The 12,227-nt window shown below is 61.6% G+C and carries 14 protein-coding genes; 5 read left to right on the forward strand and 9 right to left on the reverse strand.

Going from position 1 to position 12,227, the window contains the following annotated elements; genetic code table 11:
- Positions 1-86: 86 nt before the first annotated feature.
- The 4 genes from rpsB to WDX12_RS27485 form a co-directional block, all read right to left on the reverse strand.
- Positions 87-866 (reverse strand): 30S ribosomal protein S2, encoded by a 780-nt coding sequence (rpsB, locus tag WDX12_RS27470; protein ID WP_040994986.1) that lies wholly within the window; start codon positions 864-866, stop codon positions 87-89.
- A 175-nt stretch (positions 867-1,041) separates the two neighbouring features.
- Complete coding sequence (locus WDX12_RS27475) at positions 1,042-1,656, reverse strand: LysE family translocator (RefSeq protein WP_320295705.1); 615 nt, start codon at positions 1,654-1,656, stop codon at positions 1,042-1,044.
- Positions 1,653-1,931: a DUF4031 domain-containing protein gene (locus WDX12_RS27480; protein ID WP_320295706.1), complete on the reverse strand. Its 279-nt coding sequence runs from the start codon at positions 1,929-1,931 to the stop codon at positions 1,653-1,655. The genes WDX12_RS27475 and WDX12_RS27480 overlap by 4 nt, the downstream gene beginning before the upstream one ends.
- Positions 1,932-1,999: 68 nt before the next feature.
- A complete protein-coding gene (locus WDX12_RS27485) occupies positions 2,000-2,830 on the reverse strand; it encodes a cell envelope integrity EipB family protein (protein ID WP_434722693.1) in 831 nt (276 codons plus the stop codon).
- Positions 2,831-2,969: 139 nt separating this feature from the next.
- Here WDX12_RS27485 and WDX12_RS27490 point away from each other — a divergent pair, with 139 nt between their 5' ends.
- The 3 genes from WDX12_RS27490 to WDX12_RS27500 are packed head-to-tail and all read left to right on the forward strand — an operon-like array spanning position 2,970 to position 5,441.
- A complete protein-coding gene (locus WDX12_RS27490; protein WP_320295708.1) occupies positions 2,970-3,434 on the forward strand; it encodes a RidA family protein in 465 nt (154 codons plus the stop codon).
- Between the two features lie 8 nt (positions 3,435-3,442).
- A complete protein-coding gene (locus WDX12_RS27495) occupies positions 3,443-4,171 on the forward strand; it encodes a glycerophosphodiester phosphodiesterase (RefSeq protein WP_434722694.1) in 729 nt (242 codons plus the stop codon).
- A 55-nt stretch (positions 4,172-4,226) separates the two neighbouring features.
- Positions 4,227-5,441 carry a GNAT family N-acetyltransferase gene (locus tag WDX12_RS27500; protein ID WP_434722695.1) on the forward strand — a complete coding sequence of 405 codons (1,215 nt, stop codon included), beginning with the start codon at positions 4,227-4,229 and terminating at the stop codon, positions 5,439-5,441.
- 252 nt (positions 5,442-5,693) lie between these two features.
- On the opposite strand, the gene WDX12_RS27505 is transcribed toward WDX12_RS27500, so the two are convergent.
- Complete coding sequence (locus tag WDX12_RS27505) at positions 5,694-6,572, reverse strand: DMT family transporter (RefSeq protein WP_320295711.1); 879 nt, start codon at positions 6,570-6,572, stop codon at positions 5,694-5,696.
- Entirely contained in the window at positions 6,569-7,036 is a 468-nt protein-coding gene (locus WDX12_RS27510) for a hypothetical protein (RefSeq protein WP_320295712.1), read from the reverse strand. The genes WDX12_RS27505 and WDX12_RS27510 overlap by 4 nt, the downstream gene beginning before the upstream one ends.
- Before the next feature lie 105 nt (positions 7,037-7,141).
- Between WDX12_RS27510 and WDX12_RS27515 the strand changes: the two genes are divergently transcribed.
- Together WDX12_RS27515 and WDX12_RS27520 are read left to right on the forward strand one after the other, a co-directional pair.
- Entirely contained in the window at positions 7,142-7,834 is a 693-nt protein-coding gene (locus WDX12_RS27515) for a helix-turn-helix transcriptional regulator (protein ID WP_320295713.1), read from the forward strand.
- A gap of 362 nt (positions 7,835-8,196) precedes the next feature.
- Entirely contained in the window at positions 8,197-8,628 is a 432-nt protein-coding gene (locus WDX12_RS27520) for an HIT family protein (RefSeq protein WP_434722696.1), read from the forward strand.
- 110 nt (positions 8,629-8,738) lie between these two features.
- Here WDX12_RS27520 and clpA read toward each other — a convergent pair whose 3' ends face one another.
- The 3 genes from clpA to WDX12_RS27535 all read right to left on the reverse strand — a co-directional run bounded on the left by clpA (position 8,739) and on the right by WDX12_RS27535 (position 12,143).
- On the reverse strand, positions 8,739-11,204 hold the full coding sequence (gene clpA, locus WDX12_RS27525) for an ATP-dependent Clp protease ATP-binding subunit ClpA (RefSeq protein WP_320295717.1): 2,466 nt from the start codon (positions 11,202-11,204) through the stop codon (positions 8,739-8,741).
- A 6-nt stretch (positions 11,205-11,210) separates the two neighbouring features.
- Positions 11,211-11,537: an ATP-dependent Clp protease adapter ClpS gene (clpS, locus tag WDX12_RS27530; RefSeq protein WP_040972327.1), complete on the reverse strand. Its 327-nt coding sequence runs from the start codon at positions 11,535-11,537 to the stop codon at positions 11,211-11,213.
- Positions 11,538-11,813: 276 nt separating this feature from the next.
- Entirely contained in the window at positions 11,814-12,143 is a 330-nt protein-coding gene (locus tag WDX12_RS27535; RefSeq protein ID WP_320295718.1) for a phasin family protein, read from the reverse strand.
- Positions 12,144-12,227 lie beyond the last annotated feature (84 nt).

Genomic DNA, 12,227 nt, shown 5'->3' on the forward strand with positions numbered 1-12,227 from the left:
ACCGGGACTCGGGTGATGCGCTCGGCAAAAGCGCTTTAGCGCGCCAATTTATTGGAAAGATGAAGGCCGGGACCCGGCCTTCCTTATCAAGCTTCCGGAGCTTCGGCAGCCGGAGTGTCGAGCGCCGGCTCGACCGGAGCCTCGGCCGAGGCGCCGATATCGACGCCGAGCGCGCCCTGCTGGCGGGCGATGCCGTCGATGGCGGCCTTGGCGATCAGGTCGCAATAGAGCTGGATGGCGCGGGCCGCGTCGTCATTGCCGGGGATCGGGAAGTCGATCTTGTCCGGGTCGCAGTTCGAATCGATGATGGCCACGACCGGAATGCCGAGGCGCTTGGCCTCGAGGATGGCGATCGCTTCCTTGTTGGTGTCGATGACGAACATCAGGTCCGGCGTCGAGCCCATGTCCTTGATGCCGCCGAGAGCCTTGTTGAGCTTCTCGCGCTCGCGGTCGAGGTTCAGCCGCTCCTTCTTGGTGAGGCCCTGGGCCTCGCCGGCCAGCGTCTCGTCGAGCTTGCGCAGGCGCTGGATCGAGTTCGAGATCGTCTTCCAGTTGGTGAGCATGCCGCCCAGCCAGCGCGAGTTGACATAGTACTGGGCCGAACGCTGCGCGGCGTCGGCGACAATGTCGGACGCCTGGCGCTTGGTACCGACGAACAGCACGCGGCCGCCCTTGGCGACGGTGTCGGACACCTGCTTCAGAGCCTGGTGCAGCAACGGCACTGTCTGCGACAGATCGATGATGTGGATGTTGTTGCGGGCGCCATAGATGTAGGGCGCCATCTTCGGGTTCCAGCGGTGGGTCTGGTGGCCGAAGTGAACACCAGCTTCCAAAAGCTGGCGCATGCTGAAATCTGGCAGAGCCATTCTTTATTTCCTTTCCGGTTGGCCTCCACGGACACAGGCATTTCGGACATGTGTCCTGATGCCACCGGAGGTTTCAGCCGGATTTCTCCCGGGCAGACACCAAAGTCCGTGTGTGGAATGAGCGCGCATATAGAGGGGATGCGTTATAAACGCAAGCCATGCATCGCTTCACGGCTCAACGTGCGGCAATCAGCGCACCTGTGCCGATCATCGCGCCGCCGGCAAGCCTGTGCATGAGGCGTATGCGCTTCGGGGTCCGGAACCATCCGGCCGCCCGCCCCGCCATCGCGGCATAGAGCCCCATGACGACGATGTTGACGCTGATCACGACAAGGACCACGAGCAGGCCATCGGCGAAAGTCATCGCATCAAGGTTCAGGATCAGTGGCATGATGGAAGCGTGGAACAGCATCGCTTTCGGATTGCCGAGCGCGATCGATGCGCCGAGAAAGAAAGACCGCGACAGCCGGACCGGTGTTTGATGGGATCCATCCGATTGCGCGGCAACAGCGGCTCTCCAGATCCTGACGCCGAGAAAGATCAGGTAAGCAGCACCGGCATATTTCAGCAAAAGAAAAACCCACTCGAAGGTCTGGGCCAAGGCCACCAGGCCGGCCAACGTCAGGGTGACCAGCACGGCGTCGCCCGCAGCGACCCCCACGCCGGCCATGAACGCGCGCACGAAGCCGCGCGAGATGCCATTGGTGATGACAGCGAACATCGCAGGGCCAGGTGTGGCGGCGGCAAGTGTGATTGCGGCGCAATAAGCCAGAAATGCCGTCACGGTCATCGTTTCACCTTCCCATTTGGCACCCGAACGCGGCGGAAGACGGCAACGATCTCCTCGCGGCTGCATTCGATAGCGCCAAGCCGCACGGCGCGGGTGCGCTCGAAACTGGTTATATCGTAATGCGGCGCCGAGGTCTTGGGCGGTCCCTGATAGGTCGAGTGCTTGAGGCCAAGCTGGGCGGCGAAGCGGTGCAGTTCCTCGGTTTCGTCGGCGAGCAGATGGCACCAGCGGCGGCCTGCCCACTTCCAGATCGCCGCATCGACATAAACCGCCATCAGGCCTGCCGCATCCCATGATCCCCACACACGACGTCTAGCGATTGGGGTTGCAAGCGAAAGCGCTGCTATTTCGACGCCGGGCAAGCCTTGGTCTGGTCGAACAGCGACAGGTTCACCAGCTTGCCTGTCATCGAGAAGTCGCCATAGTCCATGACGAGGTCGCGGGTGATGCCGTTCTCGTGCAGCTTGAAGCTGATCCGGTATTCCGGCACCTCCTCGCCGCTTTTGTCGGTATCGTCGAAATAGGCGATGTCGACCGGCCAGTATTTGTCGGAGGCGAGCTTGGCCAGCGCCGGCGCTTCCGGATCCGTCTTGTTGGCTTCCGTCTTCTTGCCGACGATGACGGTGGTGGTCATCACCTTGTTGGCGTCCTCGGAGCCGTCGAACAGATTGGTCTGGTAGAAATTCTCGCCTTTTTCGGCCTTGCCGATCAGCTCGACCAGATGCTGGGTCGGAAACTGCGTCGCCGCGAGCTCGAGGCTGCTCTTCTCCGGCTTGTCGATATCGACCTTGAGGCCCTTCGCTTCCCTGGTGGCCGTGCCTTTGACTTCCTTGTCGAGATTCTGGTCGACAAAGGATTTCGTCACGAAGGAAAAGGTCTTGCCCTCGGCGTCCTCGAAAGTCGTCGTCTGCTGGTCGGTCAGCCTGGTGTTGTCGTTGGTGACGATCTGCGTGACGAAGCGGAACTTGACCGTATAGCCTTCGCAGGCGGAGCCGTTGAACTCATAGACCATGCGGCCGGTGATGCCGGTAATGCCTGAACGGTCGGAGGCCTTGCTGAGCGTCAGATCGTAGACGGCGCGATGCGCCTGCAGCGCCGGCACCGCAAAGGCCGGCGTCATCGGAAGCGCCGCCGAGAGACAGGCGGCGGCAATAAAAAGGCGCGTTGCGCGCATGCGTTACTCCGATCGTTACGGCCGCGAGGCAGGCCGCAGGGAAAGATGGTCCAGCTTAAAAAAAGTCGTGGCGGAAGCGAGGCAAAAATAGCAATTTCGGCCCGGCCAACGCGGCGTCTTCCAGCAATAGGGAAAACCAATGAGCGAAACAATCGAAAAGCGGCTAAGCGATCTTGGCGTCACCCTTCCGGCCGCCGCCGCGCCCGCCGCCAACTACGTACCCTATTGCCGCACCGGCAACACGCTGTTCACCGCCGGCCAGCTGCCGCTGAAGGACGGCAAGCTGCAGGCAAGCGGTCTTCTCGGCCGCGACATCGACACGGCAGCCGGCAAGGAAGGTGCGAAATTCTGCGCCATCAACATCCTGGCGCAGGCCAAGGCCGCCCTCGGCGATCTCGAAAAAATAAGGCGCGTGGTCAAGATCACCGTCTTCGTCGCCTCCGCGCCGGATTTCGTCGAACAGCATCTTGTCGCCAACGGCGCCTCCGATTTCCTGGTCGCGGCACTCGGCGAGCGGGGCAAGCACGCCCGTTCCGCCGTCGGCACCGCCTCGCTGCCGCTCAACGCCGCGGTCGAGATCGAAGCGATCTTCGAAGTCGAGTGAGGCCTAAGATGACCGATCTGTCCTGGCTGATTGCGCAGCCCGTCGCGCATCGCGGCTTCCACGACATGAACAAGACCCGCTGGGAAAACACGCTGTCGGCCTTCGCCGCGGCGGTCGAGCGCGGCTATGCCATCGAATGCGACGTGCATATCTCGTCGGATGGCGTTCCGGTCATCATCCATGACGGCGATCTGAAACGCCTGACCGGCCATGACGGCTTCGTCTGGCAACGCACCGCGGCCGAGCTGGCGACGCTCAAGATCGGCGGCACCAAGGACCACGTGCCGACGCTCGAGGAGGCGCTCGACCTGATCGACGGCCGCGTGCCGCTGGTGGTCGAGCTGAAAGGCGTTCCCGGCCACGATGCCGGGCTGGTGGCGAGCGTCGGCCGGCTGCTCAAGCGCTACAAGGGCAAGGTGGCGATCATGTCGTTCGATCACTGGCTGATCCGCGACTTCGCCAAGGACGCCCCTGGCATTCCCGGCGGGCTGACCGCCTATGGCAGGGACAACCAGTTGATCGAGGCGCATTTCGCCATGCTCGCGCACGACCTCGCCTTCACCTCTTACGCCGCCGGCGACCTGCCCAACCCCTTCGTCAGCTTCGTGCGCGAAAAGCTGAAAATGCCGGTCATCACATGGACCGTGCACGACCAGCCGGCGGTCGACCTCACCTTCAAATACGCCGACCAGATGACCTTCGAAGGTTTCGAGCCTGGCCTGGTGAAGGTCGCTTGAGCCGGGTGCCTCAAACGTGACTTGTAGCTAACCTGGCGAAGCTTAAATAAGCCCCATGGATCAGGGTGACGAAGACGATGGACGGGCAGCGAACGCGGATTATGCGGTCCGCGTCGCGGCGGGTATCGGCGCCTTCACCTGCGAGGAATGGAACGGCTTTGCCGGAACCACGCGCAGCGACAAAGAAAACGGCTACAACCCACTGGTTTCATTCGCTTTTCTAAGCGCATTGGAAGATTCCGGATGCGCTGTCCGGCGCACCGGCTGGCAAGGCCATCATCTCAGGTTGGAAACCGCGCAAGGCAGGCTGCTCGGCGCCGTACCCTGTTATCTCAAATCGCACAGCCAGGGCGAATATGTCTTCGACCATGGCTGGTCGGACGCCTTCGAGCGCGCCGGCGGCCGCTACTATCCCAAGCTTCAATGCTCGGTGCCGTTCACGCCGGTCACCGGCCCTCGCCTGCTGGTCTCCAAAGGCGAGAATGAAGGTGCCGTGAGAGCCGGACTGGCGGAAGGCCTGAAACTCGTGACCGACAAGCTCGGCGTCTCTTCCGCGCATGTCACCTTCGCCAACGAGCTCGACGTCGCGACGCTGGAAGCGGCGGGCTTCCTGCATCGCACCGACCAGCAGTTCCATTTCTTCAACGAAGGCTTTTCGAGCTACGACGACTTCCTCGCCACGCTTGCCTCGCGCAAACGCAAGGCGATGAAGAAAGAGCGCCGCGAGGCGCATGCCGACGGCATCTCGATCGACTGGCTGACCGGCAAGGATCTCACCGAAAGCGCCTGGGACGATTTCTTCGCCTTCTATATGGATACCGGCGGCAGGAAATGGGGCCGGCCCTATCTCAACCGGCACTTCTTCTCGCTGATCGGCGAGCGCATGGCCGACGACATTCTTCTGGTGATGGCCAAGCGGAACGGCCGCTACATCGCCGGCGCCATCAACTTCATCGGTTCGGACGCGCTTTACGGGCGCAACTGGGGCTGCGTCGAGGACCACCCCTTCCTGCATTTCGAGGTCTGCTACCATCAGGCGATCGACTTCGCCATCGAGCGCAAGCTGAAGGTGGTGGAGGCAGGCGCGCAGGGCGAGCACAAGCTGGCGCGTGGCTATCGGCCCGTGACCATGCATTCGGCGCACTACATTTCGCACCCCGGTCTGCGCAACGCCGTCGCCGACTATCTCAGGCGCGAGCGGCGTGAGGTCGAACGCATGGGCGAGTATCTCGAGGAGCACACGCCCTTCCGCAAGGATGTGCAGGAATAGCTTGAGGCCGTAGGACTGCCGTTCGATCCAGAATTCGCCACACACGCAGCTTTTTGAGGGAGCAGCCAGCAGCCTATTTCGAGATAGCCTCGACCGAGAAAGGCGCTTTCACCGCGCCTTGTCGAGGCGGTGATGGTGATTTGAGGGCATAGCGTTGGTTCCCGCCAAACACGCTAAGGCAGATCAAATCGAGAACCGTGAGCTTTATCCTGAACTTCTCAGTTCAGAGGTCCAGGGAACTCGGCTTGCTTCTCAGTCAGGGAGTGGAGCGACCGCTTCCTTCCTTCTCGCTTCGACCAAGATATGGAGGCCAACGGCACTAAACACGATTAGGCCTCCCGCAAGCGTGCTGATACTGGGTATCTCGTTGAACGCGAGCCAAACCCAAAGTGGGGCCAGCGGTGCATCGAGGGAGCCTATCAGCGCGGTTTCGATCACCGGCAGCATCCGCGCGCCAAGTGTGAATAGAGCGAGACCGGCTGCCGAGTTCACAAGGCCGAATAGCATCAAGACGAACAGATCTTGCCCAGAGACGGCGAATGGCTCTCCGAAGGGCCAGCAGACCAAGCCACTCAGTAGGGCCGAGAGGCAGGCGGCTGGCATGGTGGGAATGTTGTGAAACTGTCTCGCAATCACCATCATCGCAGCCAAGCAAAAGGTCATGCCGAGCGCCATGAGATCCCCGAACAAACTGCCGTCAGCACCGAGGCCAACCATCAGGGCAACGCCTGCCAAAGCAGCAAGGCCGGCGAAGATCGCATTTTTTGACGGTCTTTCCCGCATCACCAGCCAGCCCAGAGCAGCGCCGATGAACGGCACCGTCGCATAGGTCACCGCGACGTGAGCGACCGTGGTGTGCCGAAGCGAGGTGATGAAGAAAACCATGCCAATCGCCGAGACAATAGCGAACAGCCACCCGGGCCGACCCATGTTTTTGACGCTTCGCCACGCGTCCCTGCGCTGCATCGCGATAAACACGACCGCTATGCCGATTGCGCCGAAGATGCCGCGCCAAGCAAGCATGGTCCAACTATCCAGCGGAATTAGCCTGGTGAAGAAGCCTGCTGTGCTCCAGGCCACGGCCGATGCCGTGACCAGCACTAGGCCGAGCCGATATTCGGTGGTGCTCATTCCTGGGGTGTGTTCTTATTCGGCTCGCAAGCCTTCTTTTTCCAGTCGCCGGTCGTGTTCCACCAGCGGTTCGAGTTGGCGCTGTCGTCAAGGCCCTTGGATCGGCTGGTGAGAATGCTCCAGACCCTGATGACCGGTTCCTGGTAGCTGTGGGTCTGGAAGATAGTCTCGACTACCTGCTGGATGAGTTTCTGGTCGTCCGGGAGTTCGAACGATATTTCGACTGTACCGGGACGCTTGCGTATCTCGCTTTCCGGTCCAGCCACTGCGCCTTCGAGCGGCCGATATCGTTCGGTACCGAGCCCCGACTGGTAGGCATTGCTGTCGTAGTTTCCCATGGCGAGCGGCGTGACTTTCACCACCGCCTCCATGATGCGGTCCACATCATCAGCCGGCGCCTGGAACGTCAGCAGGCATAAGCGCTCCATCCGCACCGATTTTGTTGCAAATTCCTGATCGACCATCGGTTTCTCCCGTTAGACAGATGATCGTCAAAATAGCCGACCTTCTGCTGACACCCTGTGTCAGCATCAAAGTGATAAAAGTCGATTGTTTGCAGGAGCGCCACGATGAGCCGTTCAAGCCGGCTGTTCGAGATTATCCAGATTCTGAGGCGCGCAACCGCGCCGGTCTCAGCGGGCAAGATCGCTTGCGCTCTCGAAGTTAGTCAGCGGACCATCTATCGCGACATCATTGCTCTGCAAGGCATGAGGGTTCCCATCGAAGGGGAGGCCGGCGTCGGCTATGTCATGGAGGTGGGTTTCGACTTGCCGCCGCTCATGTTCACGGCCGAGGAGGTCGAGGCTATCGTGGTCGGCCTGTCGCTGATCGGACGTACCGGCGATGCCGATCTTTTGGCGGCGGCGTCACGCGTTGGCCACAAGGTTGCCGCCGTTCTTCCGAGCACGGCCGACAGCCACATCGAAGGCTCGCCGCTGCATGTCTCGCACTGGAACGCCATTCCTCCGTCGGCGGTCGAATACCGCGTGTTGCGACAGAGCATAAGGGAAGAGCGAAAACTACATCTTCACTATCAGGATGCCGAGGCACGGCGCAGCGAGCGCATCGTCTGCCCGCTGGCGCTCGTCTATTACGTAGACAATATCGTCCTTGCCGCGTGGTGCGAATTGCGGAAGGATTTCCGACATTTCCGAGTCGACCGGATGAGTGCCTGTATAGCCACAGACAACCTGTTCAAAGGTGAGAGAGAGCGCCTGCGATCCGAGTGGCAAGCCCGTCATCAACTGTTCTCTGCCTTCTGAGTGTCCTCGATAAGGGCACGCGATCCGCAAGACGGATTTAGCCGGCGTCAAGCGGCTCGACTAACCCCCCAGTCGGCGCATTTCCCGATAGATTGTCGAGCGGCCTAGATTTAGCTGTTTGGCAGCAGCCACCGGCGACATTTCGGCGTTCACCAGATTCATCGCAGCATCGACCTTCGTCATATCGAGAGGCTGGCGCCCCGGCTGCTTTCCCTTCGCCCTTGCGGCGGGCGATGCCGTCCCAGCTTCGTTCCCCCTTGGCGTTGTTAGCGGGAAACCAAGCGCTATGCCCTCGACTTGCCTTGCCGCACGGCGGCGGCTTCGCTACACGAGGCGGGTCAGCACGATCCGGAGCGCCTGCCATGGCCGAAGCCGCCTACGATCCCGGCAACATCTTTGCGAAAATCCTGCGCGGCGAGATCCCCTCGCACCGCGTCTATGAGGACGACGCGGTCGTTGCCTTCATGGATGTGATGCCGCAAGGGGTCGGCCACACGCTGGTGGTGCCGAAGGCCCCGTCGCGCAATATCCTCGACGCCGATCCGGTGACATTCGGGCCGCTCTTCGCGGCCGTCCAAAAGTTGGCGCGTGCAGTCAAGAAGGCTTTCGCCGCCGACGGCGTCACCATCCTGCAGTTCAACGAGCCCGCGTCGGGGCAGACGATCTATCACCTCCATGTCCACGTCATTCCGCGCTTCGAGGGCATCCCCTTGAAGCCGCACAGCGGACAGATGGAGAAACCCGAGGTGCTGACGGAAAACGCCGACAAGATCCGGGCAGCGCTGGGGAACTGAGGCCACTGGCAAGCCCGCCCCTCCACGGCGCTGATTCGCTCGAAATCACGCCGCGTTCCCAAGAAAAAGCCCCGTTTCCGGGGCTTTTCGTAGTCTGATCAAGAGGCCTATCAGCCCTTGCGGGGCAGTTGCGGCACCAGGCTGCGCTTGTTGCCGTCCTTGCCTTTCGGCTCCGGTTTCTGCGCCACCGCCTTCTTGGGCGCAGGCTTCTTGGCCACCGCCTTTTTCGGCTTCGGCGCGTCTTCCGGCTCTTCCTTCTTCGGCTGCACGGGCGACTCGTCGGCGAGCGATTCGAGCTTCAGGCCGGACTCGCCGGTTTCCTTCTTCTCGACGGTGACGCGCACCGTACCGCCCTTCTTGAGCTTGCCGAACAGCACCTCGTCGGCCAGGGGCTTCTTGATGTGCTCCTGGATGACGCGGCCGAGCGGACGCGCGCCCATGCGCTCGTCATACCCCTTGTCGGCCAGCCAGGCGATCGCGTCCGGCGACAGATCGAAGGTGACGCCACGCTCGGAGAGCTGCGCCTCGAGCTGCATGACGAACTTCTGCACCACCTGATGGATGACCGGCACCGGCAGCGAGCCGAAGGGGATGATCGCATCGAGACGGTTGCGGAACTCCGGCGTGAACAGCCGGTTGATCGCCTCGACGTCGTCGCCTTCGCGCTTGGTCGAGCCGAAGCCGATCGCCGCGCGCTGCGCATCCGACGCACCCGCATTGGTGGTCATGATCAGGATCACGTTGCGGAAGTCGATCTGCTTGCCGTTGTGGTCGGTCAGCTTGCCGTGGTCCATCACCTGCAACAGGATGTTGAACAGGTCCGGATGCGCCTTCTCGACCTCGTCGAGCAGCAGCACGCAATGCGGGTGCTGGTCGACGCCGTCCGTCAGCAGGCCGCCCTGGTCGAAGCCAACATAGCCGGGAGGCGCGCCGATCAGCCGCGAGACGGTGTGGCGTTCCATGTATTCCGACATGTCGAAGCGGATCAGCTCGACGCCGAGCGAGGCGGCAAGCTGCTTGGCGACTTCGGTCTTGCCGACGCCGGTCGGACCTGAGAACAGGTAGGAGCCGATCGGCTTTTCCGGTTCGCGCAGGCCGGCGCGCGCCAGCTTGATAGCCGAGGTCAGCGCGGTAATGGCCGTATCCTGGCCATAGACGACACGCTTCAGCTCGATATCGAGGCCCTGCAGCACCTTCTCGTCGTCGGCCGAAACCGTCTTCGGCGGGATGCGCGCCATGGTGGCGATCGTCGCTTCGATCTCCTTGATGCCGATGGTCTTCTTGCGCTTGGCCTCAGGCACCAGCATCTGCGAGGCGCCGGTCTCGTCGATCACGTCGATCGCCTTGTCCGGCAGCTTGCGGTCGTTGATGTAGCGCGCCGAGAGCTCGACCGAAGCCTTGATCGCCTCGCTCGTGTAGCGGACCTTGTGGAACTCCTCGAAATAGGGCTTCAGGCCCTTCATGATCTCGATGGCGTCCTCGATGGTCGGCTCGTTGACATCGATCTTCTGGAAGCGCCGCACCAGCGCGCGGTCCTTCTCGAAGAACTGGCGGAACTCCTTGTAGGTGGTCGAGCCGATGCAGCGGATGGCGCCGGACGACAGCGCCGGCTTCAGGAGGTTCGATGCGTCCATGGCGCCGCCCGAGGTGGCGCCCGCCCCGATCACGGTGTGGATCTCGTCGATGAACAGCACCGCGCCCGGATAATCCTCGAGCTCCTTCACGACCTGCTTCAGCCGCTCCTCGAAGTCGCCGCGATAGCGGGTGCCGGCGAGCAGCGTGCCCATGTCGAGCGCGAAGATGGTGGCGTCCTGCAGCACTTCCGGCACGTCGCCTTCGACGATGCGCTTGGCCAGCCCTTCGGCGATCGCCGTCTTGCCGACGCCCGGGTCACCGACATAGAGCGGGTTGTTCTTGGAACGGCGGCACAGCACCTGGATGGTGCGGTTGATCTCGCTGTCGCGGCCGATCAGCGGGTCGATCTTGCCGGCCCGCGCCTTGTTGTTGAGGTTGACGCAGTAGGCCGTCAGCGCGTCCTGCTGCTTCTTCTTGCCGTTTTCCTCCTGCGGCTCGGCGCCGTTCTGGCCGCCCTGCTCGTCCTCGGCGCCGCGCGGCGTGCGCGATTCCGAAGCGCCGGGGCGCTTGGCGATGCCATGCGAGATGTAGTTGACCGCGTCGTAGCGGGTCATCTGCTGTTCCTGCAGGAAATAGGCGGCGTGGCTCTCGCGCTCGGCGAAGATGGCGACCAGCACGTTGGCGCCGGACACTTCCTCGCGGCCGGACGACTGCACATGGATCACGGCGCGCTGGATCACGCGTTGGAAGCCTGCGGTTGGCTTCGAATCCTCGTCGTAACCGGTGACGAGGTTGTCGAGCTCGGTGTCGATATAGGTCAGAACGGTGTGTTTGAGCTCATCGAGATCGACGTTGCAGGCGCGCATGACGGCGGCCGCCTCGGTGTCGTCGATCAGGGCGAGCAGCAAATGTTCGAGCGTCGCATACTCATGATGCCGCTCGTTGGCGAATGTCAGCGCCTGATGTAGCGCCTTTTCCAGGCCTTGGGAGAAAGCCGGCATGTTACCTCACTTCTTCTCCATCACGCATTGCAGCGGATGCTGATTCTGTCGGGCGAAATCCATGACCTGGGACACTTTGGTCTCGGCCACCTCGAATGTGTAGACACCGCACTCGCCCACTCCATGATTGTGAACATGAAGCATGATGCGTGTGGCGGCCTCGCGGTCCTTTTGGAAAAACCGTTCCAGGACGTGAACGACGAACTCCATCGGCGTGTAGTCGTCGTTCAGGATGAGCACTCGGTAGAGGCTGGGCTTCTTGGTCTTGGTTTTGGTGCGCGTGATGACAGCGGTGCCGCGACCGGGATCGTTGCGGTCTCCGTCACTTTGCATTCGCACCACGCCTGCCGTGGCAGTCAAACCGATCGTCACGTAGTCCAGCCTTTTCGAATCCTCATGCGAGTTCAACATGTAGGTTCTCGATGGACGATTTTAAGCCCTTCTGTTTAGCTGACAATATGGCTAGGTGGGCAAACCTCAGCGAATTTCTCAATCGTGAATGCGGCAAGGTGCATCGGGTTGCGATCGCGCATGAAAAAACCCGGCCGCGTTTCCGCGACCGGGTCCTTCCGCAGGCCTGATGGCCGTATCGGCTGTGATCGGGCGAAATTACTTCGCCTTGGCGACCACTGATTCGAAAGGCTTGTAAGCTTCCTTGGCGAGCTCGGCATAGAGATTGCCGATCTTGCTGGCTTCGGCCACGAAGCTCTCATAGCTCTGCTTGGCGTAATCGGTCTGGATCTCGATGGCCTTCTCGACCGACTTGGCCGCGAACAGCTTCTCGACGGCGGCGCTGCCGGCCTCGAAGCTCTTCTTGGTGTATTCGCCGGCTTCGGTGGCGATCGCCTGCGCGCCCTTGGTGAGCGAGGCAAAGCTCTTCAGCCCGGTGTCGGCAAACTCCTTGCCGTATTTCGTGAAGTCCTCATAGGTCTGGGTCATTTCATACTTCCCTTGGTTGAAACGCCCTTTTTGCCCCGGGCGCCCTTGTGCAATGCACCTCAATATATTGTGCGATGCACAAAA

Source organism: Mesorhizobium sp. RIZ17 (assembly GCF_051127865.1).
GTDB lineage: Bacteria > Pseudomonadota > Alphaproteobacteria > Rhizobiales > Rhizobiaceae > Mesorhizobium > Mesorhizobium humile.